The sequence below is a fragment of the Ruegeria sp. CDSB022 genome (genome assembly GCF_059611145.1).
This window is the reverse complement of sequence record NZ_JBXWOZ010000003.1, coordinates 270,133-295,464: the sequence shown is the minus strand read 5'-3', so window position 1 is coordinate 295,464 and position 25,332 is coordinate 270,133. Positions and strand designations below refer to the sequence as shown.

Below are 25,332 nucleotides of genomic sequence, written 5' to 3'. Positions count from 1 at the left end.
AACTGATCTTCACATCTTCGGACTTCGATTTACTGTTTGCCCACGCGTGGCGGCAGAGAAACTGTGGTTTCCTGCGCGATGCGGCGGATGGCCCTTGTCAGAGGCGCCCGGTTTGAGACCTCTTGCAGAGGTACGCCCCGATCCACGCATTCACGAACGGTTCGCTCATCCTTGGGAATCCAGTGGGCGAAATCCTGTTCCAACAGCTTTGCCGCTGCGCGGTGGTGCGCGGCCGGGATCAGGGGTTTCTTTTCCAGGCTCGCAACCAGCTGGATTTCCAAGGCCGGGTTTTCGGCGTGATAGAAATCCATCAATTTCCGCGCTGACCGGATCGAAGGTACAGCGACATCTGTCACCAAAAGCAGCCGGTCGGCTTGTGACAACACCGGCGTGATCCACTCGACCAGAGCTCGCGGCAGATCAATAATCACATAATCATGGCTGCGCTTGAGGCTGTCCAAAATGGCCGAGATTTGTTCTTCATTAATGGCACTGAGAGGACCAAAGCGCGACGGTGCAGCCAGAACATCAACCCCACAGGGGGATTTGGTCATGGCCTGTTCCAGAAAGGCGCCATCGGGAATGCTCTCATCCATCGCCATCCGCCACATGGCGTCACTTTCCTCAACATCCATCAGGGCGGCAATAGATCCGAACTGAAAATCCAAATCGACAACCGCGACTTCGTTGGCGGCTTTCTTCTTGAAGAACCCTTCCTTGGCCTGTAGCTCGTTGGCCAGATTGGCAGCGACGATAGACGATCCAACCCCACCACGGGATTTGGCCACGGCGATCACTTTGCCCAGGGTTGCCTGACCGCCCCACACGGCCGGCAACTGCGCCTGACGGCGGGCCCGGATTGCGTCCACCTGCGGCACAATTTCCTCGTCGATCCACTTTCTCGGAAGAACGTCGTCGACACCAAGCTTTTTCAGCTGGCGCGCCTTTTCCAAGGGCAGATCCTCGTGGGCCAACGCAATGATGATCGCATTTGGCATACGGGCATCACAGATTTTCCGTGCGGTTTGCAGTAGGTCCCCGGAATTCTCATCCACATCGAACAGAACAACATCATGCTCTGCAGTCAGCGAGATCGCAGAGCCGTTTACCCCCGCAACGGTGTCCTGACGACCGGTGAACCGGCAGTTCGCCTGCCCCCGCAACGAGCCTTCGATGGCCGAGTAAATCTGCTCGTCCGGTGAAATCAACAATACTGAAATCTGCTTGGCACTCATTATGTTTCTCCTTACTCACTCGCCCCGGCCGCCAGATCTTCGGCGGGAACCGATGTGCTCATCGCGGGAAGAGAAATACTGTTGGGGGTATTTGACGCAGGTGTTGTGCCGTTCGACGCAAGAGCGGCCAGACCGGCGATTGGCATCATGAAGTTAAAGTTTACGTTAACAAGTTCGGCGGTAACGACCGGCGTATATGGCCCCCCTAAAAATCCAAGGCGCGCGTCATGCGAATATCCGATCTGTACGTTGGCGGCAGTCGTTCCCGGTGGCAGCAACATGCGGATATCATTCCAGACACGTGCGCCGTAATCCGTCGCGGTATTCAAAGGGCAGGGCGCAGGCAGGGCAGGCACGGCACAGACATTGCCACTGCGGCAGAGCACCCCAAATTTCGTACTTGTAGGAGCGCCGCTTGCCAGCGTGTGCTCGGTCGGCAACGCACCGCAAAGCGGAGGCCCAAGAGTTGCCAGCCTGGATGCTTTTTGCATCGCCTTCTGCGCCATGGTTGTCGACCAGAACAACCGGCCATAATCCACAATGCCGAACATCAGCAACAGGAACAGTGGAATGACCATCCCCAATTCGACCAGGGCGGCGCCACGCTCCTGACGCCGGAAGGTCCGCAGGATATGCGACACCCGGGTCATACGCCGAACACCCGGCTCTGATCCGAAATCACCGTGTCAAGCGTGCTAACAGCCCCGCCGAACAGGCCCAGAACATTGCCCAGGATAAAATCAATCTGGATTTTCGCGGTCACTTCGACCACTGAGGTCGGGTCAATACGATAGCTGCCAGACCGCGATATGCAGGTCGGGGTTACATCCACCAGCGTTGTTCCGACCGGCAAATGCGCCCCACCGCCCAGTCGGTTGGCGACAATATCTGTGGCCATTGCATCATAGCTTGCGACGCCGCCCGCGCTGCATAGATCCAGCGGTGCGATGCGAGCGATCATGCGTGACGCATCCCGTACGCCGGCAGATGTCGCCTGATGTATCCAGGTGATCCGGCTGCCCTCGATGATCACAACAAAGAACAGCAAGATAACCGGCAGAACCATGGCGAACTCGACCATCGGCGCGCCAGACTCGCAGCGCTGAAAGCGTGAGAGGAAGCGACCCAGCGGCTTCATCGGTACAGCCTCACGACATCGCGGAAAATGCCATCAACGGCACTGCCACCAACTCCGCCGCCAACCTGTTTGACCACCTCGACGAAGATGTCGAAATCCGAACCTGTGGATTCTTCAAGCGGCTGAAACAGAAAGACTTTTACGAATTCCTTCACCGGCACATCGGTGGCCCGCCCGGAAACCGGATTCGCGGTGCAGTCAATCGCTGCGGCGATAAATGTCCGGCGGTCGGGGTCGGTGCTGGGCTGGCTTGAACATTGGGCGCGGCCGGTCTCGTCCCGTCCGGTGACGATATCGCCTGACCCGGCCCGGCTGACCTCATCCAGATATACCTGATACCGGGTGTTTCCTGTCGGTGCACCCTGCGCGTGCGGTGTCAGCGTACCGTCCGGTCCAACGCCATAATTCATAAGGTTGTAAGCTGCTTGCCCTGACGTCCAGTTGCCATCGCCAAAACGGCTGCCATTGCAAAGACCACTCACAGGGTCAAAGCAATCATCCGGCGGCATTGGAATAGTATTGGTCGACAGCGTCGGATTGTTGTTCAAACATCCCCCACCAGTATGGTCCCAGCCTGAAATCACATTTGGACCCGGCGCATAATCTGGATCGTTCTTCAGTTGGTTCATGGTCGCCTGGAACATATCGAACCGCGAATTGTAGATCGCGCTGCCAATCCCGTTCCGCTGACCGGGTTCGGTGTCGACACCGCGCTGAGACACGCATTTGGTCAGGTTCCCATTCGCAGCAATGAGGCAGATATACAGCTTTGAACCAGTCAGACCGGCGCATGGCCCGTTTGGATTGATCCCGATATCCGTTGGATCCAGAAATCCGAAATTCCCCGGCCCCCAGGCCGAGTTGTTGCCGCCAGTACGCAATTTGATGGAAGCGCCGATATTGGCGCTGGAGGTCCAGCCCGACGGGATGCAGAACATCAACGGCGTTACGTCACAGGCATATGCTGAATACCCAGCGATCGAGACTGAATTCACCTCTCCGGACGGGCTGGCGACACCCAGCAAGCTGGCCAGCGATCGGCCAAAGGGCAGGAAAACAGTCCGTGGTGTCGCGGTCACCTCGACCAAGACGGCACGCGCCGGGTCTGTCGTCACAAAGGGCGTAACCGAGTCGTTATCGTCTGGGTCTGCCGCCGGAGTAGGCAATCCGGTCAGAAAGCGAAGCGAAAAATCCGCAGAAGTTCCAAGGCTTTGGCTGCCATCCGCGAAAAACTGTTCGTCGTCGATCATGCCGGATGCCGCAGCTGTTGCACGTGTAATGGCGTCAGCATTGCCATCCAGCTCTCCTGCGGCGGCAAGCGCCACGTGGTCGGTATAGGCTTGCATGTCAGTTTGGGTAGAGGCGATACGCCCCAGATCAAAAGTCAGTGCAGCCATTCCGATCATGACGACCATGAATATGCCGACAAAAACCAGAATTGTGCCGTCTTCTTTGTCCCTGATTTTGCGTAGCGAAGTCATATCAACCTCCCTCGAAAGACCAACCTGACCTCAGTTCACCGGCTCAGTTGTTGCACTGGTGTTCCCAAAGACCTGAATTTCCTGAACGTCGGTTGCCCCACGGCGAACTTTCACAATCGGCCTGGGCGTGCCCTCTTCTAGCGGTGATTTTTCAAGGAGGATGTCGCTGAGGCGAACCGCTTCCAGCGGCTTATCCTCTTCTGTTTGCAGAGACCGCAGAGACAGGCTGAGCTGCCCAGCCTTCTGCGCCAGAGCCAACTTCTGACCTTCATCCGGGGTGACCTCGATCGTAACCGTGCGGGCAATGCCCGGTTGGTCAAGCTCTTCATCCGCGGTTTGGTCCACGCCGATGACCCGGATATTCTGCAGGATCGTCACTGCACGCAGTGTATCATTGGTGCCGCGGGTCAGAACAATGTCGACAAAGTCGCCAGGCGTAACAAATCCGCCTACCCCTGTCTGCGCGTCGACATTGATCGCCATCGCGCGGTTATTCTCGCCAATCGTCTGAACGATTGTCACTTTTTCACCAAAATCGGAAACTTTCGAGGTCAAAAGAATTTCGCCCTGCGCCAAAGCGCGCTTGGCCCGGCGAGGTTCTATGCCTGCGGCAGGCAGGACATCATCAAAACTTGTAAAAACACCTGCAGGCACAGATGCAGTAGGCCAATCAATGGTCGTCAGCTTGTGCCCTTCGATCGGCGTTCCGAACGCGATATCTTCGGCCACGGCCACAACACGAACTATGGTTGGTTCACCCGCTGACTGATTCCTTCGGATCTGATCCTGTGCCAGAATGACTGCGCCACCCGCCAAACCTATTCCCAGGAAAGTCATCAAAAATGATTTAATACGCATGGTATCCTCCAATTCCCGGGAAAACTCAGGATAATTACTTAATTGGGCCTGAATGGCCAAACAGACCGCTTATGCAAATCAAAGGTGGTCTGGTAGGAAACTGACGCCCCACACTTGCGAATGGGAAGTCAGGTTTTTTTCACTTAGGAAATTGGCGCGCAGCTTAAGGCGTTGTCCGCTGGGCTGCCGAGTTTGCATCACTAAAGTTGCTGCTGGTCGTGCCAGCCAAATTGGTCAGAATTGTCCCGCCGACGACAATCGCAACAAACAGCGCGATGCCATATTCAACCAGGGTGGCGCCACTCTCGTCTTTGCGTAGCTTCAGAAATACTTTGCGAATTCCATTCAACATTACTTGAACTCCAGACTGTTTTACCAAAGTGCGAAATCCCGCACTGACACGAGGAACACACCCCCGTTAACTAAATCGTTACCGATGAGGCGGTGCCGAAACCTCCCCACAAACGAAAAGAAATTCCCGCTTAGGGCGAATTTTCGATCATTTTGGGCGGAAATGTGTAAAATCGCGGACCGATTTACGGTGCGCGGCAGCAGATTTACCTGATCTCCCATCAGAAAGAATCGACTGTTGAGAAGCTGCTCGGGGTCAATAAACCGGGCCCCGCGTCAAACGAGCAATCATTTGCAACCGATTGCAGCCACCAGACTAACTGGCTTAGTATCACGACATGAAAATGTCTGTCATCCCACCTTTCTTCTGCAGGTACGAAACATGAGCGTCACCCTAAAAGACGTCGCAGCTCTGGCCGGGGTGTCGCGCTCTGCCGTGTCGCGCACCTTTACCGAGGGTGCCTCGGTTTCGGCAAAAACCCGAAGCAAGGTGGAAAAGGCCGCGGCGGAACTGGGTTACAGCCCAAACGCCCTGGCCTCGTCCCTGACCACGGGGCGGACAAAACTGATTGGGTTGATCTCGAACAACTTTCACAACCCGATTTTCCTTGAAGTCTTCGATCAATTCACGCGCGCCTTGCAGGAACGCGGTCTGCGCCCGTTGATCGTGAACCTGACCGATGAGACCGAGCCTGCCAATTCCGTTCGGATGCTGCGCCAGTATTCTGTTGACGCTGCCATCGTGGCCTCTTCGACCCTGCCGCCAAGTTTCGCCAAGGCCTTTCACGACGCTGGCGTCCCGGTTGTGCATACGTTCGGGCGCTCGGCGACCTCACCAGAGGTACATGTCGTCGGGATCGACAATGTCGAATGTGGTCGCATGGCAGCCCGCGAGCTGCAGGCGCGGGGTTATCGGCGCGTTGGATATTTGGGCGGGCCAAAAGATGCGACCTCGGCCATGGATCGATATCAGGGCTTTATGGAAGAGGCGGAAAAGCACCCTGATCTTGAGGTGACATACTCTTTCGCCGGGGCCTATTCATTTGAGGCGGGGCGCGCGGAAATGCTGGGTCTGCTAAAGGGTCAACCAGCCGAAAGCTATTTCTGCGGCGATGACATTCTGTCCGTCGGTGCGCTGTCCGCCCTGTCGGATCACGGGCTGAAACCGGGCAAGGATATCGGGATCATCGGCCTGAATGACATGGAGATGTCGCGTTGGGAAAGCGTGAATCTGACGACCATCCACCAACCGATCAAGCAAATCATCACCTCGTCTGTGGATCTGGTGGAAGAGATGCTGAAAGACCCCGAGCGTTATCCCGAGGCCCGCATTTTCCCCTGCCGCGTAGTCGAAAGGGGCACGCTGCGCCCCCGCACCTAGTCAGCGGAACATAGGGGGGCGCGCATCCTTCCAGGCTCCGTCTTCATTGCCCGACGCAACGGCAGCATGGACCGCTGCGATAGACCGCACCCCATCCGCTGCGCCTGGCAACCCGTCGCGGGTTTCGCCACGAATGGCATCGGCCAGATCGCAATAGATGTTGGCCACAGCCAAGGGAAACCCTTCAGGATGTGCGATGGCCACCCGCGACAGGCGCTGGGCGTCCTCGTACAAGCCACCTTCGCCCTTTTCAATGATCTGTGTGCGGCCGCCGACCGGTGTATAGAGCAACTGGTTGGGCTGTTCCGAGGTCCAGCGCAGACCGCCGGTTTCACCGAAGACCTGAATGTCGAACCCATGTTGGCGCCCGATCGCAACGGACGAAGTCCACAAGCGCCCGACGGTGCCACGCTCTGTCCGGAAGTTGACCATGGCATCATCCTCCAGCACGCGGCTTGAGATGGTCGAGGCCATGTCGGCGGACAGCGACGTGACCTCATCATCGCAAATGAAGCTGGCCATATGCAGCGCGTGTATACCGCAATCCGCGAACTGCCCCGAGACACCGGCCATCGCCGGATCATACCGCCAGCGCACGCGCGGATTGTCGGCGTCAGTGGCATCCCCGTGGTGGCCGTGGCTGAAATTCGTCACGACCAGACGCACCTTGCCGATATCCCCGACCCTCACCATTGCACGTGCCTGGCGCACCATCGGATAAGCCGAATAGCAATAATTCACGGCGCATAGCTTGCCCGATGCTTCGGCGATGCGCACGATCTCTTCGCCTTCTTCCACGGTCATCGTCATCGGCTTTTCGCACAGAACGTTAAAACCCGCCTCGAGATAGGCCTTGGCAATTTCAAAATGGGTCGAGTTCGGTGTCGCGATTGTAACCAGATCGATGCGGTCGCTACGGTCTTTTTCACCGGCTAGCATCTCTTGCCAGTCGCCATAGGCGCGATCAGTTGCAACGCCCAGACGCTGTGCATATTCACGTCCCACGTCGGGGCGGTGGTCCAACGCTCCGGCAGCGAACTCAAACAGCCCATCGGCCTGTGCGCCAAGGCGGTGCGCAGGGCCAATCTGGCTGCCTTCACCGCCACCGATCATGCCCCATTTCAGCTTTGTCATGGTCTTAGTCTCTCTTTGGAAATTGGGTGGTGAGCTTTCAGAAATCGCTGATATCTGTCCATTGCCGTGCGTCTGACGAGGCCAATGCAGCCGCCAGAACGCGGTTCACATCATGCCCGGTGCGGAAGGTGGGCCAGATGTTCTCTCCCGAATGGATGGCCTGCAGAAAATCCTTGGCCTCGATAATGATCTGATCCTGATATCCTGTCCCGTGGCCAGGGCCCTGGCAAAAGGGCTCGTAATCCGGATGCGCGGGGCCGGTCAGGATCTTGGTGAACCCGCGCGTGGCCTCGGGGCCTTCGCGGCGATACAGCCACAGGGCGTTCTGATCCTCTTGATCGAACCGGATCGCACCTTTGGTACCCGAGATCTCATAGGCGTAACCCATCTTGCGACCCGTTGCGACGCGGCTGAAATAAAGGTTTCCCATGACCCCGTTTTCAAAACGGCACATCATCTGCGCGTGATCATCATTGGTAACTTCGCCGCCGGGGCGATGCCGGTGCACCGTCTCCACATCGGCCATAACCTGAGTGATCGGCCCGATCAGCGCCAACGCACCATTCACCATATGCGGAGCAAGATCGCCGATGGTTCCATTGGCCATTCCCGTTGTGCGCCAGGTTGCCGGGGCCTCGGGGTCGGCATAGAAATCCTCAGTATGTTCGCCACGGAACCATGTGACCTGACCGATTTCCCCTTCAACAATAAGCTGACGCGCATATTGGCTGGCGGGCGTACGGATATAGTTGAACCCGACCATGTTGATTGCACCTGTGGCCTCGGCTGCCGCCACCATCGCGCGGCTGTCGTCCAAGGACGCCCCCAAGGGTTTTTCGCACAGCACCGGTTTACCAAGGGCAAACGCCGCCTCAGCGATTTGACGGTGTGTCGACTGAGGTGAGGCGATCACAATGGCCTCGACCTTTGGATCCTCGACCAACATGCGCCAGTCATCGGTGGCGCGCTGGAACCCGTAGGCGGCACGATAGACTTCCGCGCTTGCAGATGTCGAGGCACAGATCACCTCAAGTCGCGGGCGCAGCACGGTGTCGAACACCGCACCTACCGCTGACATCGCGACCGAGTGGGCCTTGCCCATATAGCCGCCGCCAACAATTCCAATTCCAATTTCAGGCATCTGCCGCGGCCTCGCACATATCATTTGCAACCGGTTGCAAAATCAGTATCGTGTGAATCGATTCAACGCAAGGATCAACACACCTTGCCGACCCTTTTCGCCGGAGGAAATGACTTGACCGCTTTGATGGACGGTATCAAAGGAAACCGCTTTGGCGTCTTGGGTCGTGCGGGCATGGACCTGTTTGCCGATCCCATCGGCGAGAAAAGTGAGGATGCCGACGCGTTCCGGGCCGATCTGGGCGGTTCATCGGCAAATATATGTGTGGGTCTGGTCAAGCTGGGCAGTCAAGCGTCGCTGATCACCTCGGTATCTGACGACGCGGTCGCGCGGTTCTGCCTGAACCGGCTGGCGCATTACGGCGTCGATACGTCCAACATACGGGTTGTAAGGGGCGAATACCGCATGTCGCTGGCAATCTACGAAAGCCGGACAGAAGATTTCCAGAATGTCATCTACCGCAATGGCGCAGTCGATTTCCAAGTCACCGAAGAGGATATGGACCAGGTCGATTTCAGCTCCTTCTCGGCTGTGATCTCGGCCGGAACCGTCTTTGCGGCCGAGCCTTCGCGCAGCGCCACATTCCGGGCCATCGACACGGCCCGTAAGGCCGGTGTGCCCGTAATATTTGACATAGACTATCGCCCTTACAGTTGGCCCTCACCCGAAGTCGCGTCCGAGGTCCTGTCCCGCGCCGGTGACGCCAGTGATCTGATCGTAGGCAATGACGAAGAATTCGGTTTCATGGCGGGCGGGATAGACAAAGGGTTTGCCAAGGCGCAGGAACTGGCGGCCAAACCAGGCCGCGTGGTGATCTATAAAATGGGTGAAAAAGGCGCCATCACGCTGATGGACGGGCAGGAATTTCAGACAGGCATCTATCCGGTGACTGCCGTCAAGCCGAATGGCGCAGGTGACAGTTTCATGGCCGGGTTACTGGCCTCGGTTGCAGCGGGGTACTCGCTGAAGGACGCGGTGATGCGCGGTTCGGCCTGCGCCTCGATCGTCGTGTCTCAACCCGGCTGCGCGCCCGCGATGCCGACCACCGAACAGCTGGACGCGTTTCTGGCCACCCATCCCGGCCCAACGGCATAGGAGATCCCAATGCATATCGCCCCCTATGACAACCAGAACAAACCCATCGTGGATGTCGATGACCCAATGGTGCCCCTGAACTATTTCAACATCGTCAAACTGAAACAGGGCGAAGCGTTCGAATATCAAGTGCCGGGGTATGAGACCTGCATCGTCCCGGCCACAGGTTCGGTCGATGTGGATGTCGAAAGCGTGCAATTTGCCATGCTGGGTAACCGAGGAGAGGATGTCTGGGATGGAGAGCCAGAGGGCGTTTATGCACCCGTTGGCGCCAAGGTGCAGATCGTCTGCATCTCGGATCATACCGAAGTCTTCATCGCAGGCGCCAGATACGACAAGGTTCTGGACCCGTTCGATGTCCGCCAGCATGATCTGGTACAATACGGCAGCGACGACACCAAAACCCACCGCAAGATCAAGCACATCCTGGGCCAGAAACAGCACGACAAAGTCGGTCGCCTGCTGGTCAGTGAGCTGTTCACTGTTGGTCAAGGCGGCTGGTCCGGCTTCCCCAGCCACAAGCATGACACGAACCGTCTGCCCGACGAGACGCGGCACGACGAGACCTACAATTTCCGTTTCAAACCCAACTGGGGCTCTGGCCTACAGATGCTGCAGCGCGAGGATAACGAACCGGGCGACGCCTATCATATCATGGACGGATCGACCGTCTGTATCGACAAGGGTTATCACCCCTGCTGCGTCCTGCCGGGGTATGAGATGTATTATTTCACGATCCTCGGCGGCCTGACCCAACGCTCGCTGGTCCAGTATTTCCAGCCCACCCATGCCTATCAGATCGAAACCATACCGGGCATCAAAGACATGATTGCAAAATTCAAATGACCCTCGCCACACTGAAAGACGTTCTGCAACCTGCCTATGATCAGGGCTATGCCGTCGGTGGTCTGGTGACCCTGGGCTGGGAAGACATGCGCGCTTATGTGGCCGCTGCCGAAGCTGAGAACGCGCCCGTGATCCTGCAGGCCGGTCCCAGTTGTCGCGAGCACACACCCCTGCCCATTCTGGGAAAGATGTTCCGCTATCTGGCCGAAAACGCCTCTGTCCCCGTCGTCGCCCACCTGGACCATGGGTACACGTTCGAGGACTGCAAAATCGCGTTGGACAGCGGCTTTACCTCGCTGATGTTCGACGGGTCGCGCAAGCCACTGCAGCAAAACATCGATGAGACCGCGGCCATTGCCGAAATGGCCCATGCGGCAGGGATTTCATGCGAGGGGGAGATCGGCTTTGTGGGGTATTCCGGTGGCGAAGGCTCAAATGGCACCGACCCCGAGGAAGCCGCGAAGTTTGCACGCGAAAGCGGCGTCGACGCGATGGCGATTTCGGTTGGCAATGTTCACTTGCAGCAAAACAAAGAAGGTGGCCTGGATGAGGCGCGTATCGCCGAAATCGATGCCGTGACCGAAGTGCCTTTGGTCATTCATGGCGGGTCCGGTGTGCCGGTAGAGCAGCGTATGAAGCTGGCGCGCGAGACCTCGATCTGCAAGTTCAACATAGGAACCGAGCTGCGTATGGCATTCGGAAATGCCATGCGTGAAGCCGTCAATCGTGATCCTGAACGGTTTGACCGCGTCACGATCCTGAAGGAAACGCACGACCCGGTTGAGGCTGCTGCCCGCACCGTGATCCGTGCCTTTGGCGCCCCGCCGCAGCGCTAGGTCGTCATGCTACCAGTTGACCGGGAGCGCATCGCCAAGCGGCATCACCTCAGATCGAGCCGCCTTCGACCATGAAGTTCCCCGCGCTGCACATGGCCGCGTCGTCCGAGGCCAGAAACAGGACCATGCGCGCCACATAGACCGGCTCAATCGGGTCCGGCAGACATTGACGATCCACCTGCTTGGCCAGCGCCTCGGGTGTCACCCATAACTCTTTTTGCCTCTCCGTCATGATCCAGCCCGGAACTACCGTGTTCACCCTGATGCGATGGTCGCCCAGCTCGCGCGCCATGGTGCGGGTCAGGCCATGAACGGCAGATTTGGCGGTGGCATAGGCCGGGAACCCCGCCCCGCATTCCCACCAGGAATTCGAGCCTAGGTTGACGATGGCCCCCTTGCCCTTAGCGATCATGCCCGGGGCCACCGACTGGATGGCAAAGAACATATGGCGGATATTGGTTGCCATTCGGTCATCCCAATACTCCGGCGTTACCTCGCGCCAGTCGTGGCGTTCGTCATGGGCAGCGTTGTTGACCAGAACATCCGCCTCGCCCAGCGCGGCGACCAGCCGCTCGAAGGCGGCCTGCAATGCCTCAATGTCGCGCAAATCGCATTGGGCAAAGGCATGCTGCCCATCCAGTTCTGCCAGCAGCGCTTGGCCCGCATCTGCGTTCAGATCAACAAACCCGACCCTGGCCCCCTGGGCGGCAAAGGCGCGAACCGTTTCGGCGCCGATCCCCCCGGCCCCGCCGGTGATAAAAACTGTTTTTCCCGCAAGACCGGGGTAATTCGCAAAATTCGCGCTCATGCGTCACGCTCCATGATCCATTCAACTTCGGGGGCGGCAACAAAGCGCCATTTCCGCAATGGGCCGGCCATGACGTTCAGATAGTACATCTCAAACCCATAGGGCGCACCGCAGGGATGATGCCCGCGCGGGACGATCACGACATCGCCATCAGATACAGCCATAGCCTCGTCCAGATCGCCATCATCGGTATAGACCCGCTGAATGCCGAACCCGTTCGAGGGGTTCAAACGGTGGTAATAGGTCTCTTCCAGATAGGTTATGCGAGGAAAGTCATCCTCATCATGGCGATGGCTGGGGTAGGAGGACCAGTGGCCATTGGGCGTGAAGACCTCGGTCACCAGCAGGCTGTCAGCGACGTCTTCGGCCTCCATCGCGATATTGTTGATATAGCGGGTATTCACACCCTTCCCGCGTTCGGTCAGTGTGATGCCACCCGGCCCGATCCGTCGCGCCGGGTGGCCACCTGTGCCGGGAGCCGAACACACGGCCACAACACAATCGGTTTCCGCCACGGCCTGCCAATCGGTTCCGTTGGGCAGGTACAGACAATGCGGCGGCGTCTTTTCAAAGACATCCATGCGGTCACCCAGCACACCCCAATCCTGCCCGGCCCCGGTGATATGCGCCTTGCCCTCGACCATGACCAGTATGACCTCATTGTCACCGGTTTCTTCGGTCGCCCTGTCGCCTGCGCGTAGGTGGTAAAGACCGAACCCGACATAGCGCCATCCCGCAGAGGCAGGGGTGATGTCATGCACCTTGCCATAGGGGCCGCGTGGTTTCCTGAGCAGGTTGGCCATGGAGCCTCCTTTCTGGGCGCGCTGGCCCGGTTCGTAACGTCAGGCGGATTGTCGGGTTTTCAACGCCGAAAGTGCCGAGGTCAGTTGCTCTGGCGTCCATTCTTCGGCGACCGCACGCCGCAAGATATCCGCCTGGCTTTCCGGAGCATTGCCGCCAATCGGGGGATCTGTGTCCAGATTTGTCGGAAACGGATAGCCTTCGGCCGTCGCCGCGATGGCCGCGTCCAGCTCGGACCCAGTCAGCTCGCCGCTTTGCTTCAGGGCCACCAGTGACGGCAGCATGGCCAGCGCCATGGACCGGCGGTCGATGGCCTCCATCGCACGACCAAAAGCGGATGAGATCTGCAACAAGTTCGCCATACGGTCGATATCCGTGCTGCGGTTCTCGCCGGCCGAGTGAAACAGTGCGGGGTTGAAGAACACCGCGTCGCCTTTGTTCAACGGCACCTGAATATAGCTCTTCTCAAAGTAGTCCCTGTGCGCGGGGTCGTGAAAGCCAATATATCCGGCTGGATATAGCTGTGAAAACGGCAACAGTTTGGTGGGCCCGCTTTCCACCGGCATGTCACAATGGGCCACTGCCCCCTGCAAGGTCAGCGCCGCCGTCAGCAGATGTGCATGCACCGGATACCGGGCAGCGCTTTCAGCGGTCTGAAAGCCCAGATGGTAGTCCCTATGCGCCTGCTGTGCCTTGCCGCCGGGGCGGACCTGATTGACCTGAGCCGTGACCTGATAGTTCGGCCCCAGCCATGCCTCGCAGGCGGTGGCAACAGCAGCGTTGCCGAAGTATTTTGAGAAACCTTCCGGATCGCGCAGGCAGTGCTTTTGCAGCGCATTCCAGATCCGGTCATTCGCTCCCGAGGCGGCAAAATGATCACCCTCGCCTTCGCCGCTTTGGCGTTCCTCGTCGATGATCTGCCGAAAAACCTCGGTCGCCCGGTCGATCACCGACAGATCCTGATAGGCCCATTTCAGCGCGATCACCCCGGCGGATTGGTTCAGCACATGGCCCCATTCCGCCATCAAAGCGCGCCGTTGCCCTGTATCTTCCAGTGCGGGACGCAGGGCATTCATGTCATAGACGGGGACGTTCTTTTCGATCATCGCGGCCTGCGGAACCATGTCCGAGGTCAGTTTCCGAGAGGTCAACACCTTGAATTCGTCCAGATCACAGGATTCCCGGTCAAAATACCCGACATATCCAATTCTTTGACTTACCATGATTTTCTCCTTCTTCATGGCCTTGGTGTTGCCCCTTGGGGCGGTTTGTTAGTTGGTGATCTCCAATCTTGCCTGAGCGCAGACATCGACAATGTGGTCGTAACCCATCTTGGAATACTCTTGGGGTGGGGCCTTGGCGGGGTCCTGTTCGGCCTCGACCACGATCCAGCCGCTATAACCCATAGATTTCAACGCATTCGCCACGGCTTGAAAATCAATGCAACCATCGCCAGGCACGGTGAACGCGCCCGCGACGACAGCATCCAGGAAACTGCGGTTATTCTCGCGCACATCCTGGACAACGGCCGGGCGGATGTCCTTGAAATGCACATGGCGCACCCGGTCGCCCCACCGATTGAGCGTCGCCATTACATTGCCCCCACCAAACAGCAAGTGGCCGGTATCAAAGCACAAGCCAACCTCGGGGCCCGACCCTTCCATCAACCAGTTCACATCCTCTTCGCTTTCGATAATCGTGCCCATGTGGTGGTGATAGGCCATCGGCATGCCCTGATCAGCCATCCATTTGGCCAGCTCGGTGATTTTGGCGGCATAGGCCAACACCTCATCCCGGGACAGTTTCACCCGGTCATTAACCGCGACCCCGATCTGCCCCTGCACGGTGTTCGAACATTCGGCATAGACGATGCACGGGCTGTCGAGCGCTACGAATTGTTCGACCTGCGCGCGCACGGCCTCGCGCTCGGTGGCAAAATCGTTAACCAGAGAAGCCCCAGAACACCAACCGCCACACAGGACGATATCATTGGTGTCGAGATAGGCGCGCAGACCTTCGGTATCGCCGGGCATCCGCTGACCGCGTTCGACGCCGGTATAGCCGATCTCGCGCGCCTCTTTCAGGGCCTGTTCCATCGTGTAAGCCGCGGTCAGGTCCGGCAGATCATCGTTCTGCCAGGCAATCGGAGAGATGCCGATCTTCACGCTCATTTCGTGTTTCTTTCTTTGATGGCAACCTCATAGGCAGCGCGCTTTTCATTCACTTCCGGGCGGATGCTGACCTCGGGCACGGCCACTTCCCACCAGGTGCCGCCATATTCGGTCGACGGGTACGGATCGGTGTCTATGACGACCACATAGGGGCCGGTGACTTCGCCACGTTTGGCCAATGCCTGCTCCAGCTCAACGATCGAGCCCACCTTGACCGAAGTCGCCCCCATCGCCGCCGCATGCGCAGCGAAGTCTATGGCCGAGGGCGTTTCGTGCACCGCATGATCCAGCAGATTGTTAAACTCGGCCCCGCCGGTGCCCATTTGCAGGCGGTTGATGCAGCCAAACCCACGATTGTCGGTCACGACGACAGTAAAGGAGATGCCCATCATCGCTGCCGTCGCCATTTCGGAGTTCGCCATCATATAGGTGCCGTCACCGGTAAAGCAGATGACGTCGCGATCAGGCTGGGCCATCTTGATGCCCATTGCACCGGCGATTTCATAGCCCATGCAACTGAATCCGTATTCCATGTGATAGGCACCTGGGCGGGGCGCTTTCCACAGCTTGTGCAGCTCACCCGGCATCGTGCCCGCGGCGCACATGACTACCGTGTTATTGTCCGCGGCGCGTTGTACCGCACCCACCACCTGCATATCCGTAGGCAACGCGTTTCCATCACCGGGCGCGTCGGTCAGTGCATCCACCTTGCCAAACCAATCTGCCTTCAGCGTTTCCGCCACCGGGTCGGCCCGGTAGCCGTGCAAGGCTTCGCCAAGTTCCTCTAACCCGACACGCGCATCGCTTTGCAGCGGCATTGCGCCGTGTTTTTCGGCGTCATAGGCGGCTGTGTTCAGGCAGATCATCTCGCGGTTCGGATTGGAAAACAGCCCCCAGGACCCGGTGGTAAAGTCCTGCAACCGCGTCCCAACAGCAAGCACCAGATCGGCCTCGGCGCAGGTGGCGTTGGCCGGTTCACCACCGGTTACACCAACCGGGCCAAGGTTCAACGGATGATCCCAAGCCAGCGCCGATTTCCCGGCTTGCGTCTCGGTGATCGGGATATTGTGGGATTCCACAAAGCTCTGCAGCACATCCGTCGCTCCGGAGTAATGCACGCCACCTCCGGAAACGATAACGGGACGTTTGGCTGATCTGATTGCAGTCACCGCACGGGCCAACTCCGCCTCATCCGGGCGAATGCGGCGCTGATACCAGACCCTCGGCTCGAAGAAACTCTCGGGATAGTCATAGGCTTCAGCCTGAACATCCTGGCAAAAGGCCAACGTCACAGGCCCGCAATCGGCCGGGTCGGTCATGGTGCGAAAGGCGCGAGGCAAGGCCGTCAACAGATGTTCAGGCCGCGAGATGCGATCATAGTACCGGCTGACCGGGCGAAAACAGTCATTGGCACTAACCGTACCATCACCAAAGCTTTCGATCTGTTGCAACACAGGGTCAGGCCCGCGGGTGGCAAACACATCGCCGGGGATAATCAGAACCGGCAACCTATTCACATGCGCCAACGCCGCCGCGGTGACCATATTGGTGGCCCCCGGTCCAATGGATGAGGTCACCGCCATCGCCCGCGTCCGCCGCATCTGCTTGGCATAGGCAATCGCGCAATGTGCCATTGTCTGTTCATTTTGCCCGCGATAGGTTGGCAGGCTGTCTTTCGCGCCGTGCAGCGCTTCGCCCAGCCCGGCCACATTGCCATGGCCAAAAATGGCCCAGATACCGGCGATAAAGGGCTCGCCCGCTTCGTTCATCTGCGCGCCCAGATAGCGCACCAAAGCTTGCGCTGCGGTCAGTCGGACTGTGTTGCCCATAGTGATACCTTTCAACACAAGGCCATCTCGGCCATTCCTGCAATTTCGAAAATAGGGGCCTGTGGCCCAGACGGGGGAACGGTTAAACCGTTCCGCCCAAAGAGCCTTCCAGCTGGGCCATTTCCTGACCTCCGGCCATCAGGTCCTGCAATTCCTCGGGTGTGATCTCTCCACGTGTGGCCGTGCCTAGCGTCTTGCCACGATTGAGCACGGTAAAGCGATCACCCACTGCCAGCGCATGGCGCACGTTATGGCTGATAAACACCACACCCACGCCCTGATTACGCACCTTGTCGATGGTTGCCAAAACATTCGATGTCTGACGTACCCCAAGTGCCGAGGTCGGCTCATCAAGGATCAAAACCTTGGCCCCGAAGTAAACCGCCCGGGCAATGGCAACCGTCTGACGCTCGCCCCCTGACAGGGTTCCAACGGCCTGATCCGGCCCGCGCAGATTGATACCCATCTTGCGCATCTCGGCCATACAGACCTCATTGGCCTGGTCGATATCGAACCGTTTCAGCAATCCCTTGCCCTTGGTCGGTTCGCGACCCATGAAGAAATTCCGCGTCACACTCATCAGCGGGATCATCGCCAGATCCTGAAACACGGTCGCAATGCCCGCCTCCATCGCATCGCGTGGCGTGTCAAATTGCAGCGGTTTGCCTTCGAAAAAGATCTCGCCCTTGGTGGGTTTGTGAACTCCGGACATGGTCTTGATGAAGGTCGACTTTCCGGCACCGTTGTCGCCCAGCAGGCAGTGGCATTCGCCAGGCCTGACGTCAAAGCTGACGCCTGCCAGGGCAATAATGTTACCAAAGTGCTTTTCGATATTCTTCATTTGCACGATCGGCGCAACATCCTTTACCGCATCCCCGTGATGGAACTTGCTGTCTTCAGTCATATCAGCGCTCCCCGGTTACGCGTTTGCGGATGGCGTTGTTGAACAATACCGCGATCAGAAGCATTGCGCCCAGGAACACCTGGAACCAGTCCTGATCGAAATCCGTGTAAGTCAGCCCGATGACCACCATGCCAAAGATGATCGCGCCAAAGAACGCCCCGATGGCCGATCCATAGCCACCGGTCAGCAGACAACCTCCGATCACCGCCGCAATGATGGCCTCAAACTCTTTCTGGAAGCCACGGCGCGCATCGGTCGATCCCGCGTCGATCACGGTGATGATTGCGACCAGCGCCGCACAGCAGGCGGTTAGCATGAACAAAGACACTTTGATACGGCTCACCGGCACACCAGAATTCGACGCCGCATTGCTGTCGCCACCGGCGGCAAAAATCCAGTTTCCAGCTGGGGTCCGCAGCAAAACATAGGTCGCCGCTAGGGCCAGAACGATAAACCACAGAATCTCGACCGGAATGCCCGGTACTTTCGGCGCCCCGTTTTTGAATGTATCGATCAATCCGTTTGCAGCCAGCCAGGCAAACAAACCGGCAAAAGCTTCGCCCGAGAAGAACGGGGCCAGCCAGTCGTTTTCGACTACATCGCGCACGCCACGCAGCTGGGTTGACCCGCCAGTGGCTGCTTTGAGACCCACCAGTGAGAGACCGCGCAGAATGAAAAGGAAAGCCAGAGTTACAATAAAAGAAGGTAGGCCCGACCGTATGACGATATTGCCGTTCACCGCCCCAACAAAGGCCGCAAAAACAAATGTCATCGGGATCGCAATGATCAGAGGTAACTGCCAAGTCACCACGCAGACACCAAAGAACAAGCCTGCAAAGGCAACCATCGAACCGATCGACAGGTCAAACTCACCCCCGATCATCAGCAGCGCCGCTCCGATAGCCAGGATACCCAACTGTGCCGCGGGCGTCATGAAGTTCATAACTCCAGCCAGCGTGAACATGGAATCGTCTGCCGTGAGCGCGAAGAAAATGACCACCAGGACCACACCGGCCATGGCACCAAGCTCTGGACGTTTCATCAGCTTGGTCAGAAACGGTTCTTTCTTTACGCGTTCGTCCGTAGTGACGGGCGCTGACTCACTCATGTTTCCCTCCCAATTCGGTTGAAACGGCGCACCTGGCGCCGTTTCTGTTTTTCACTGTCCCAAACGGATCAGCGGATACCCTGAGCCGACAGGTCGATAACCTGGGCTGCCTTGTCCTGTGTGATCAGGTTCGGACCCGATGGCACGTTGCCACCTGGCATCAGACCGTATTTGGCATGCAGGCCCATGAAGTTCACAGACAGATAGCCCTGCAGATACTGCTGCTGGTCAATGGCAAATGCCGCATCTCCATCGGCGATGGACTGCAGGAAGTTCGCAGACAGGTCGAACGAGGCCACGTTCACATCACGGCCCGATGCTTTCACAGCCGCTACCGTGGGTTCACCAGCCGAACTTGCACCCAGCGCCATGACTGTGTCGACAGCGTCATTCGCGGCCAGAGCGGCCGAGACCTTCGCTTCGATTTCCGAAGGATCGTTCGAGGTCGGCAGAACTTCGACGCTGCCACCAAAGCCTTCGGCAAAACCGGCGCAACGCAGGTCAAGCGCCACGTTTCCGACTTCGTGGTTCACACAGATCGCATTCGCGCCGCCCATCGAAGCCAGCTTTTCGCCTGCGGCCTTGCCCGCATCAAACTCGTCCTGACCGACATGCAGCAATGCGCCCAGCTGTTTGGACACGTCCGAACCCGAGTTGATCGAGATCACCGGAATTCCGGCAGCAACAGCACGTTCGATTGACGGGCCAAGCGCATCGGCATCCGGGATCGAGACAATCAACCCGTCCGGTTCCTGGTTCACGGCGGCGTCGATCAGCTGTGACATCGCAACCATGTCAAAGGTCTCGGGTGCGCGGTATTCCACGTTCACGCCAACATCCTTGCCCGCTTGCTCAACGCCGTTTTTCACGACGTTCCAGAAGGCGTCATTGGCCTGACCATGAGACACAACGACGATCTCCTGCGCGAATGCAGGCGTGGCCATCGCCAGTGCACCAGCTGCCAGTGCGCCTTTAAAGAAATTATTCATATGGTTTCTCCTCCCGTTTGAACAGTGTGTTGGGGTCTTGGCCCCAATCTTCCGATTAAACCGAATCTTCTTCGCCCCGATCCGGGGCGAAGCTGCCCCAAGTTTCCGCATATCCGATCATTTTGCAACCGGTTTCAAAACTTTGGCCAAAACCATCGGCTGTCCGGACTGCGCAGAACGGGTTGCGGCCTCGGCCATAGCAAGCGCGGCGACACCGTCGTCCAGAGTTACAGGCACCCCTGATCCAGAATTTACTGACCTAACGAATGCATCCCATTCTGCGCGATAGGCAGACATGTAGCGTTCAAGGAAAAAGTAAGTCGGCTTGGCACCGGTCACGCCATTCGAAGTTGACTTAACCACTGAGTTTTCAAGGATATTTTGCGCCTGAAGCATCCCTTCTGATCCCAGCAGTTCAACCCTCTGATCATACCCATAAGCCGCACGCCGAGAGTTTTTGATCACAGCGATCCGGCCATCTGCATAAGTCATTGTCACGACCGCCGTGTCCACATCACCTGCGGCACCGATTTCGGGGTCAACAACCGATGTGCCCACTGCCGAGATTACTTCCGGCAGGTCACCCATCAGGAAGTTCGCCATGTCGAAATCATGAATCATCATGTCCCGAAACAGCCCTCCTGATACTTTGACATAGCTCACCGGTGGCGGCGCTGGGTCGAAAGATGTAATGGACAACAACTCGGCCTTGCCGACCTCACCAGCCTCAAACGCAGCCTTCAAAGCAGCAAAATTCGGGTCGAATCGACGATTGAAACCGACCATGACAGGTTGGCCGGTGGCTTTTGCAACGGATTGACAGGCAAAAGCCCGCTCAAGGCTCAAATCAACCGGCTTCTCGCACAATACCGCTTTCCCGGCTTGGGTGGCCGCTTCGATCAGGTCGGAATGCGTATCCGTCGGCGTGGCGATCAGCACTGCATTTATCGAAGGATCGGAAATAATCTCTTGTGACTGTCGCGCATTGGCCCCGAATTCCTCAGCCAAACGCGCCGAAGCTTCGGGCAGTGCATCAGACACTGCGCTCAGTTCACTGTAAGGATGCGCCGCAATAGCCTGCGCGTGAACACGCCCAATGCGCCCAGCCCCCAGCAATCCTACTTTTAGCATCCCGCGCCCCCGAATCCCTTTTTTCGACACCACAATGATTCTCTTTGCAACCGGTTGCAAGAATTATTTCACAGCTACTCGAATTCACCCTTGTTTTCGGGTACTCGGCAAGTGTGCCCACTGCAGCTGCGGCCGTCCAATTCACAAATAAACAGTAACTGGCGCCTCTGACTTAGAATGCAAGCGAAAGGCCGCGCGTCACTCTGAAATCACCTTATCTGGGAAACGCACATCGGCACTGTCAACACCTGTCTAGGCCTACCCTGCTATGGCTTGGATTCATTTTGGTTAACATAAAACCACGCAAGTGTTACACTCGGCGCATTATTAGATTCCAAGATTTATTTGCAGTTTGAGGTATTGTTATGGCCACAAGAATCCGCAAAAACGTTTGGACCCTGCCAGCCAACGACGAAACTCTGATCTGGTATGAGCGTGCTGTCGAAGCTCTCTGGGACCGAGATCTGGAAGACCCGACATCGTGGTTTTTCATGGGCGCAGTTCATGGGCAGCCGCAGAATTTTCCGAACATTCCCGGTTCCGGACAATTCTGGAACCAATGCCAGCACCAAAGCTGGTTCTTCCTGCCCTGGCACCGCGGATATATCACCGCATTTGAGGCCGTCGTCGGCAAAGCCGTTGCCGATCTGGGCGGGCCGCAGGATTGGGCGCTGCCTTATTGGGACTATTCCCAACCCCTGTCAGAAAACCCGAATGCGCGCCGCCTTCCTGTGGCGTTCCGTGAGCCGACCAAGTCAGACGGCACGCGCAACTTCCTGTTTTCCCGCCGACGTGTAGTGGTGAATGGAGATTTCGGATTTCCGGACGACGTGGTGTCGCTGGATGCGTTGGATCATGAAGATTTCACCAATGATACGCCCGGCTTCTCATCAGGGTTTGGTGGCCCGCAAACCGGGTTTCACCCCGGCGGTGGGGACAATGGCGCATTGGAAAGCACGCCCCATAACGATATACACGTTTGGATTGGGGGCTCTGGCGGTTTTATGGCAAATCCGGCCACTGCGGCCTTTGATCCGATTTTCTGGCTGCACCATTGCAACATTGATCGGCTATGGGAAGTCTGGCGCAACGCCGACCCGAGCCATGTCGCCCCACCCTCGCCACTGTGGCGCACAGGCCAAACATTCTCGATGCATGATGGTGATGGCGCGGCATTCACCTTCAACAGCGAAGAAATGCTGGACAGCACAAGCGTCCTGCACGGGTTTCAATATGACGGCGTTCCACCAGCAGTAGAACCCGCCATTCCAGCAGAGGAGTTCGTCATGGCAGGCAAGGAACCCGAGCTTGCCGGCGCAAGCGAAGCTCCGGTCAAGTTGCGTGGTGCAATGACCACTGCCGGCGTAAAGCTCGACACTTCAGTCGCGTTGATTTCCGGCGCCGAGGCCCCCGGCACCACCCGGCGCGTTCACCTGCATCTTGAGGGGATCAAGGGCCGTGGCATGCCCGGATCTTACCGCGTCATGCTGGATCTTCCGGATGACGCTTTGCCGCCAGCGATTATCGGCACCTTGTCGCCGTTTGGCCTTGAACAGGCAAGCAACCCGGACGGCCCACATGGCGGCAACGGCCTTGCAGTGACTTACGAGATCACAAAGCTGGCCTTTGCACTGGGGCTGAGCCAAGGCGACGCCAACAGGTTGCAAATCCGGTTTCAACGGATGTTTGATGACAGCGAGGCCTTTGGCCAAGTACCAGGGTTGGAACAGATCGCCCCAACAGAACAGCAGCCAGACATTGAGATCGGCCGCATAAACCTTTATTTCGACTGATCGCCCATGGCGTCGGCTACCGGAATAGATCGCCCTCGCCTGTTTGGACGGGCCGATATCGAAATACGCACGACACTTGGCGTGGCCGCGCTTGCATGGCTTTGGCTTGCTTTGGTGCCCGCGCCCTCATTGCATTGGCCGGCGATGGTTCTGGCGATGATGCTTCCAACGCTTGTTCCGCAGATCGCACATGTCCGCGCGCGCAGCTTCGCAGATCGAAGATCACGCGCGGCACTTCTGTTTGTTCTGCCATATCTGTTGGCCTGGCTGGTCGCAGGCGCGCTTGCTGCGTTTCTTCTGGCGCCGGTTCTGCACCAAACCGTGTTTGCACCGTTGGCTTGCCTGTGCGCCGCAGCATGGCAGTTCAGCCCGCAAAAACGCAGCGCATTAAGGAAATGCCACAGCCGTCCGGTCCTGGCCGCCTTTGGTCCAAGTGCCGACCGCGATGTGCTGATCTTTGGGCTGACCTATGCGCGCGATTGCATCACCTCTTGCTTGCCGATGATGCTTGTCATGCTGGGGACCCACGACTTTGCCGTCATGATCTTTTTGACAGTGATCATCCTGTCGGAGCGCGCCGTTCTTCGCCCCGACCCCCGCGCCAGCGCATTCACCCTGTTGCTGACCGCGCTGGCGCTTACGGCGTTGGCCCATGCGCCCCACCATCTTTTGCTTTTGTATAAGGATATTTGCCATGCAGGAATATGACGCCCTAACAAGGTCCGATGTCTCGCTCGACGGCGATCCGCTAGTCATTGAAGTGGTCTCGGATACACCGCAATCGTTGTCGGCTATTCAAGAACGTGTGGGTAGTGCACTTCCTGATGTTGCCACCAGTACCCAAGCGGTCTTCGACGCAGATGCGGATCGATTTTTCTTTGTTGAATTCCCCGAGATCGATCCAAAAGGCCAAGAGCGTGAGGTTTTTGCATTTGGCCGTGCCCTCCGTATGGCGCTGGACGTAGCCGAGGCCAACCCGGTCTTGCCAGACAGCCTGTACGGAGCTGCACATGTGGGTACGGAAAGCTTTCTCAGTTTCTGCGAAACCAAGCGCGACAACTCTCGGCCCTATGGCTGGCACCACAAACGGATCAAGACACCGCTGGCCTGGCAGCACACCCGGGGTCAGGGTAGCAAGGTCGCGGTGATCGACACGGGCTATTCCGACCATAGCGAACTGGCCGGCGTGATCGAAACCAACGGCATGTGGAATTTTGTCGAAGGGAACGGGGATGCGCGTGACCGGTTTTCAGGCGGCGTCCTAAAACATCCTGGTCATGGCACGCTTGTCACCTCGGTCGTCGGATCGCGGGGCGGGGCCGATATGAATGGCGATACCACCTCGCCGGGGGCGATAACCGGTACGGCCCCTGCGGCCAAGGTTCTGCCAATCCGGGCGATCAAATCGGTGATCGACATGACACAGCTGCGTATTCCTGCGGCAATCTCTCATGCGGTCAACCAAAACGCCGATGTCATCGTGATGGCGCTTGGCGGGCCGGTGCGGGTCTCTTCAACCGAACAGGCGCTGCGCAATGCGGTACAGGCCGGGCTGGTCATCGTCTGCGCGGCGGGCAACTGTTATCCGAACGTGGTCTTTCCCGCCGCCTATGCATCACTGGAAATCTGCACAGCGGTCGCTGCACTGCAGCCCGACAGACGCCCCTGGCGCAAAACTGGGCGTGGCCCCGAGGTCAGCTTTTCGGCCTATGGCGAAAACGTTTGGGGCGCGGCCAAGAACAAGGCGACCGACCCAAACTCGGGTATCCGCGCCAGCCAGGGCACCACGCTTGCCACCTCGATGACAGGCGGTGTCGCTGCACTTTGGGTCGCGCATCACGGCGGTCGGGCGGCGCTGTTGCAAAAGGCCCAGAATGCAGGAACAACCGTTCAGGCGATGTGGTTGCACTGTGCCAAACACGGGATGAACAAGCCAGCCGTCTGGAACGGGGCCACCGATCTTGGCGCGGGCATCATCAACGCTCAGGCGGTCCTGGACGCGCCGCTACCCACAGGCGCCGAAAGCCCGGCGGCACCCGATCCGAATGCGACCCCAACATTGAACATTCTGGTCTCGCATCTTGCGGGAACAGACAGCACCGCCGCCGGAGAGGTTACCCCTGACATGGCCGATTACGCCAATGAGATCATCTGGCTCAGCTATCGCCGTGGGGCCCGCAAACGCATCGCCGAAAGCGATGGTGGGGCCGAGGCCATGGTTGGCGAAGACGCCCCGACCTCGGGGCTGGACACCGCATTGTCGGACAAACCGGCCCTCAGCGCCTATTTGGGCATGGGATAA

24 protein-coding genes are annotated in these 25,332 nt (G+C 58.1%); 7 read left to right on the top strand and 17 right to left on the bottom strand.

Annotated elements, in window-relative coordinates:
* Positions 1-29 precede the first annotated feature (29 nt).
* From AC2FIZ_RS09125 to AC2FIZ_RS09100, 6 genes are all read right to left on the bottom strand, one after another.
* On the bottom strand, positions 30-1,235 hold the full coding sequence (locus AC2FIZ_RS09125) for a CpaE/TadZ family protein (protein WP_142635739.1): 1,206 nt from the start codon (positions 1,233-1,235) through the stop codon (positions 30-32).
* Positions 1,236-1,246: 11 nt separating this feature from the next.
* The gene (locus AC2FIZ_RS09120) at positions 1,247-1,885 is read right to left on the bottom strand and encodes a TadE/TadG family type IV pilus assembly protein (protein WP_142635737.1); all 639 of its coding nucleotides are present in this window, start codon (positions 1,883-1,885) and stop codon (positions 1,247-1,249) included.
* Positions 1,882-2,373: a TadE/TadG family type IV pilus assembly protein gene (locus AC2FIZ_RS09115; protein ID WP_271948250.1), complete on the bottom strand. Its 492-nt coding sequence runs from the start codon at positions 2,371-2,373 to the stop codon at positions 1,882-1,884. The genes AC2FIZ_RS09120 and AC2FIZ_RS09115 overlap by 4 nt, the downstream gene beginning before the upstream one ends.
* Positions 2,370-3,854, bottom strand: a complete 1,485-nt coding sequence (locus AC2FIZ_RS09110) for a pilus assembly protein TadG-related protein (RefSeq protein ID WP_496790924.1) — start codon at positions 3,852-3,854, stop codon at positions 2,370-2,372. The genes AC2FIZ_RS09115 and AC2FIZ_RS09110 overlap by 4 nt, the downstream gene beginning before the upstream one ends.
* A gap of 30 nt (positions 3,855-3,884) precedes the next feature.
* Positions 3,885-4,712 carry a Flp pilus assembly protein CpaB gene (gene cpaB, locus AC2FIZ_RS09105; RefSeq protein ID WP_142635731.1) on the bottom strand — a complete coding sequence of 276 codons (828 nt, stop codon included), beginning with the start codon at positions 4,710-4,712 and terminating at the stop codon, positions 3,885-3,887.
* A 163-nt stretch (positions 4,713-4,875) separates the two neighbouring features.
* A complete protein-coding gene (locus AC2FIZ_RS09100) occupies positions 4,876-5,064 on the bottom strand; it encodes a Flp family type IVb pilin (RefSeq protein WP_281972471.1) in 189 nt (62 codons plus the stop codon).
* A gap of 381 nt (positions 5,065-5,445) precedes the next feature.
* Between AC2FIZ_RS09100 and AC2FIZ_RS09095 the strand changes: the two genes are divergently transcribed.
* A complete protein-coding gene (locus AC2FIZ_RS09095) occupies positions 5,446-6,444 on the top strand; it encodes a LacI family DNA-binding transcriptional regulator (RefSeq protein ID WP_496790923.1) in 999 nt (332 codons plus the stop codon).
* On the opposite strand, the gene AC2FIZ_RS09090 is transcribed toward AC2FIZ_RS09095, so the two are convergent.
* Both AC2FIZ_RS09090 and AC2FIZ_RS09085 read right to left on the bottom strand, forming a co-directional pair.
* Complete coding sequence (locus AC2FIZ_RS09090) at positions 6,445-7,578, bottom strand: Gfo/Idh/MocA family protein (protein WP_496688851.1); 1,134 nt, start codon at positions 7,576-7,578, stop codon at positions 6,445-6,447.
* 37 nt (positions 7,579-7,615) lie between these two features.
* Positions 7,616-8,719, bottom strand: coding sequence for a Gfo/Idh/MocA family protein (locus AC2FIZ_RS09085; protein WP_281995346.1), 1,104 nt, complete (start codon positions 8,717-8,719; stop codon positions 7,616-7,618).
* A gap of 126 nt (positions 8,720-8,845) precedes the next feature.
* Here AC2FIZ_RS09085 and iolC point away from each other — a divergent pair, with 126 nt between their 5' ends.
* The 3 genes from iolC to AC2FIZ_RS09070 are packed head-to-tail and all read left to right on the top strand — an operon-like array spanning position 8,846 to position 11,496.
* Entirely contained in the window at positions 8,846-9,814 is a 969-nt protein-coding gene (iolC, locus tag AC2FIZ_RS09080) for a 5-dehydro-2-deoxygluconokinase (protein ID WP_496790951.1), read from the top strand.
* Between the two features lie 9 nt (positions 9,815-9,823).
* A complete protein-coding gene (locus tag AC2FIZ_RS09075) occupies positions 9,824-10,660 on the top strand; it encodes a 5-deoxy-glucuronate isomerase (RefSeq protein WP_281995347.1) in 837 nt (278 codons plus the stop codon).
* Positions 10,657-11,496: a class II fructose-bisphosphate aldolase gene (locus tag AC2FIZ_RS09070; RefSeq protein WP_281995348.1), complete on the top strand. Its 840-nt coding sequence runs from the start codon at positions 10,657-10,659 to the stop codon at positions 11,494-11,496. Before AC2FIZ_RS09075 ends, AC2FIZ_RS09070 begins: the two co-directional genes overlap by 4 nt.
* A 49-nt stretch (positions 11,497-11,545) precedes the next feature.
* On the opposite strand, the gene AC2FIZ_RS09065 is transcribed toward AC2FIZ_RS09070, so the two are convergent.
* From AC2FIZ_RS09065 to iolG, 9 genes are all read right to left on the bottom strand, one after another.
* A complete protein-coding gene (locus tag AC2FIZ_RS09065; RefSeq protein ID WP_142635718.1) occupies positions 11,546-12,304 on the bottom strand; it encodes an SDR family NAD(P)-dependent oxidoreductase in 759 nt (252 codons plus the stop codon).
* Positions 12,301-13,107, bottom strand: coding sequence for a 5-deoxy-glucuronate isomerase (gene iolB / locus AC2FIZ_RS09060; protein WP_281972475.1), 807 nt, complete (start codon positions 13,105-13,107; stop codon positions 12,301-12,303). The genes AC2FIZ_RS09065 and iolB overlap by 4 nt, the downstream gene beginning before the upstream one ends.
* A 39-nt stretch (positions 13,108-13,146) precedes the next feature.
* Positions 13,147-14,328: a phytanoyl-CoA dioxygenase family protein gene (locus AC2FIZ_RS09055; RefSeq protein ID WP_496790921.1), complete on the bottom strand. Its 1,182-nt coding sequence runs from the start codon at positions 14,326-14,328 to the stop codon at positions 13,147-13,149.
* 48 nt (positions 14,329-14,376) lie between these two features.
* Entirely contained in the window at positions 14,377-15,276 is a 900-nt protein-coding gene (iolE, locus tag AC2FIZ_RS09050; protein WP_142635712.1) for a myo-inosose-2 dehydratase, read from the bottom strand.
* Complete coding sequence (gene iolD, locus AC2FIZ_RS09045; RefSeq protein ID WP_496790920.1) at positions 15,273-17,105, bottom strand: 3D-(3,5/4)-trihydroxycyclohexane-1,2-dione acylhydrolase (decyclizing); 1,833 nt, start codon at positions 17,103-17,105, stop codon at positions 15,273-15,275. Before iolD ends, iolE begins: the two co-directional genes overlap by 4 nt.
* An 82-nt stretch (positions 17,106-17,187) precedes the next feature.
* Complete coding sequence (locus AC2FIZ_RS09040) at positions 17,188-18,009, bottom strand: ATP-binding cassette domain-containing protein (RefSeq protein WP_142635708.1); 822 nt, start codon at positions 18,007-18,009, stop codon at positions 17,188-17,190.
* Position 18,010: 1 nt separating this feature from the next.
* Positions 18,011-19,117 carry an ABC transporter permease gene (locus AC2FIZ_RS09035; protein ID WP_142635706.1) on the bottom strand — a complete coding sequence of 369 codons (1,107 nt, stop codon included), beginning with the start codon at positions 19,115-19,117 and terminating at the stop codon, positions 18,011-18,013.
* A 68-nt stretch (positions 19,118-19,185) separates the two neighbouring features.
* Positions 19,186-20,106 (bottom strand): sugar ABC transporter substrate-binding protein, encoded by a 921-nt coding sequence (locus AC2FIZ_RS09030; RefSeq protein ID WP_142635704.1) that lies wholly within the window; start codon positions 20,104-20,106, stop codon positions 19,186-19,188.
* Between the two features lie 117 nt (positions 20,107-20,223).
* A complete protein-coding gene (iolG, locus tag AC2FIZ_RS09025) occupies positions 20,224-21,237 on the bottom strand; it encodes an inositol 2-dehydrogenase (RefSeq protein WP_281972478.1) in 1,014 nt (337 codons plus the stop codon).
* 365 nt (positions 21,238-21,602) lie between these two features.
* Between iolG and AC2FIZ_RS09020 the strand changes: the two genes are divergently transcribed.
* From AC2FIZ_RS09020 to AC2FIZ_RS09010, 3 genes are read left to right on the top strand one after another with little or no spacing between them, the layout of a single operon-like run.
* On the top strand, positions 21,603-23,030 hold the full coding sequence (locus tag AC2FIZ_RS09020) for a tyrosinase family protein (RefSeq protein ID WP_281972479.1): 1,428 nt from the start codon (positions 21,603-21,605) through the stop codon (positions 23,028-23,030).
* A gap of 6 nt (positions 23,031-23,036) precedes the next feature.
* Positions 23,037-23,738: a copper chaperone gene (locus tag AC2FIZ_RS09015; RefSeq protein WP_281995353.1), complete on the top strand. Its 702-nt coding sequence runs from the start codon at positions 23,037-23,039 to the stop codon at positions 23,736-23,738.
* A complete protein-coding gene (locus AC2FIZ_RS09010) occupies positions 23,725-25,332 on the top strand; it encodes a S8 family peptidase (protein ID WP_281972481.1) in 1,608 nt (535 codons plus the stop codon). Before AC2FIZ_RS09015 ends, AC2FIZ_RS09010 begins: the two co-directional genes overlap by 14 nt.

Excerpts from the sequence above, each read along its gene's own strand:
- AC2FIZ_RS09015 (WP_281995353.1), top strand. The coding sequence starts at position 23,037 with ATGGCGTCGGCTACCGGAATAGATCGCCCTCGCCTGTTTGGACGGGCC.
- AC2FIZ_RS09020 (WP_281972479.1), top strand. The coding sequence starts at position 21,603 with ATGGCCACAAGAATCCGCAAAAACGTTTGGACCCTGCCAGCCAACGAC.
- cpaB (WP_142635731.1), bottom strand. The coding sequence starts at position 4,712 with ATGCGTATTAAATCATTTTTGATGACTTTCCTGGGAATAGGTTTGGCG.
- AC2FIZ_RS09115 (WP_271948250.1), bottom strand. The coding sequence starts at position 2,373 with ATGAAGCCGCTGGGTCGCTTCCTCTCACGCTTTCAGCGCTGCGAGTCT.
- iolE (WP_142635712.1), bottom strand. The coding sequence starts at position 15,276 with ATGAGCGTGAAGATCGGCATCTCTCCGATTGCCTGGCAGAACGATGAT.
- AC2FIZ_RS09125 (WP_142635739.1), bottom strand. The coding sequence starts at position 1,235 with ATGAGTGCCAAGCAGATTTCAGTATTGTTGATTTCACCGGACGAGCAG.
- AC2FIZ_RS09035 (WP_142635706.1), bottom strand. The coding sequence starts at position 19,117 with ATGAGTGAGTCAGCGCCCGTCACTACGGACGAACGCGTAAAGAAAGAA.
- AC2FIZ_RS09065 (WP_142635718.1), bottom strand. The coding sequence starts at position 12,304 with ATGAGCGCGAATTTTGCGAATTACCCCGGTCTTGCGGGAAAAACAGTT.
- iolC (WP_496790951.1), top strand. The coding sequence starts at position 8,846 with ATGGACGGTATCAAAGGAAACCGCTTTGGCGTCTTGGGTCGTGCGGGC.
- AC2FIZ_RS09090 (WP_496688851.1), bottom strand. The coding sequence starts at position 7,578 with ATGACAAAGCTGAAATGGGGCATGATCGGTGGCGGTGAAGGCAGCCAG.
- AC2FIZ_RS09055 (WP_496790921.1), bottom strand. The coding sequence starts at position 14,328 with ATGGTAAGTCAAAGAATTGGATATGTCGGGTATTTTGACCGGGAATCC.
- AC2FIZ_RS09120 (WP_142635737.1), bottom strand. The coding sequence starts at position 1,885 with ATGACCCGGGTGTCGCATATCCTGCGGACCTTCCGGCGTCAGGAGCGT.
- AC2FIZ_RS09100 (WP_281972471.1), bottom strand. The coding sequence starts at position 5,064 with ATGTTGAATGGAATTCGCAAAGTATTTCTGAAGCTACGCAAAGACGAG.
- AC2FIZ_RS09040 (WP_142635708.1), bottom strand. The coding sequence starts at position 18,009 with ATGACTGAAGACAGCAAGTTCCATCACGGGGATGCGGTAAAGGATGTT.
- iolG (WP_281972478.1), bottom strand. The coding sequence starts at position 21,237 with ATGCTAAAAGTAGGATTGCTGGGGGCTGGGCGCATTGGGCGTGTTCAC.
- AC2FIZ_RS09075 (WP_281995347.1), top strand. The coding sequence starts at position 9,824 with ATGCATATCGCCCCCTATGACAACCAGAACAAACCCATCGTGGATGTC.
- iolD (WP_496790920.1), bottom strand. The coding sequence starts at position 17,105 with ATGGGCAACACAGTCCGACTGACCGCAGCGCAAGCTTTGGTGCGCTAT.
- AC2FIZ_RS09030 (WP_142635704.1), bottom strand. The coding sequence starts at position 20,106 with ATGAATAATTTCTTTAAAGGCGCACTGGCAGCTGGTGCACTGGCGATG.
- AC2FIZ_RS09110 (WP_496790924.1), bottom strand. The coding sequence starts at position 3,854 with ATGACTTCGCTACGCAAAATCAGGGACAAAGAAGACGGCACAATTCTG.
- AC2FIZ_RS09070 (WP_281995348.1), top strand. The coding sequence starts at position 10,657 with ATGACCCTCGCCACACTGAAAGACGTTCTGCAACCTGCCTATGATCAG.
- AC2FIZ_RS09095 (WP_496790923.1), top strand. The coding sequence starts at position 5,446 with ATGAGCGTCACCCTAAAAGACGTCGCAGCTCTGGCCGGGGTGTCGCGC.
- AC2FIZ_RS09010 (WP_281972481.1), top strand. The coding sequence starts at position 23,725 with ATGCAGGAATATGACGCCCTAACAAGGTCCGATGTCTCGCTCGACGGC.
- iolB (WP_281972475.1), bottom strand. The coding sequence starts at position 13,107 with ATGGCCAACCTGCTCAGGAAACCACGCGGCCCCTATGGCAAGGTGCAT.
- AC2FIZ_RS09085 (WP_281995346.1), bottom strand. The coding sequence starts at position 8,719 with ATGCCTGAAATTGGAATTGGAATTGTTGGCGGCGGCTATATGGGCAAG.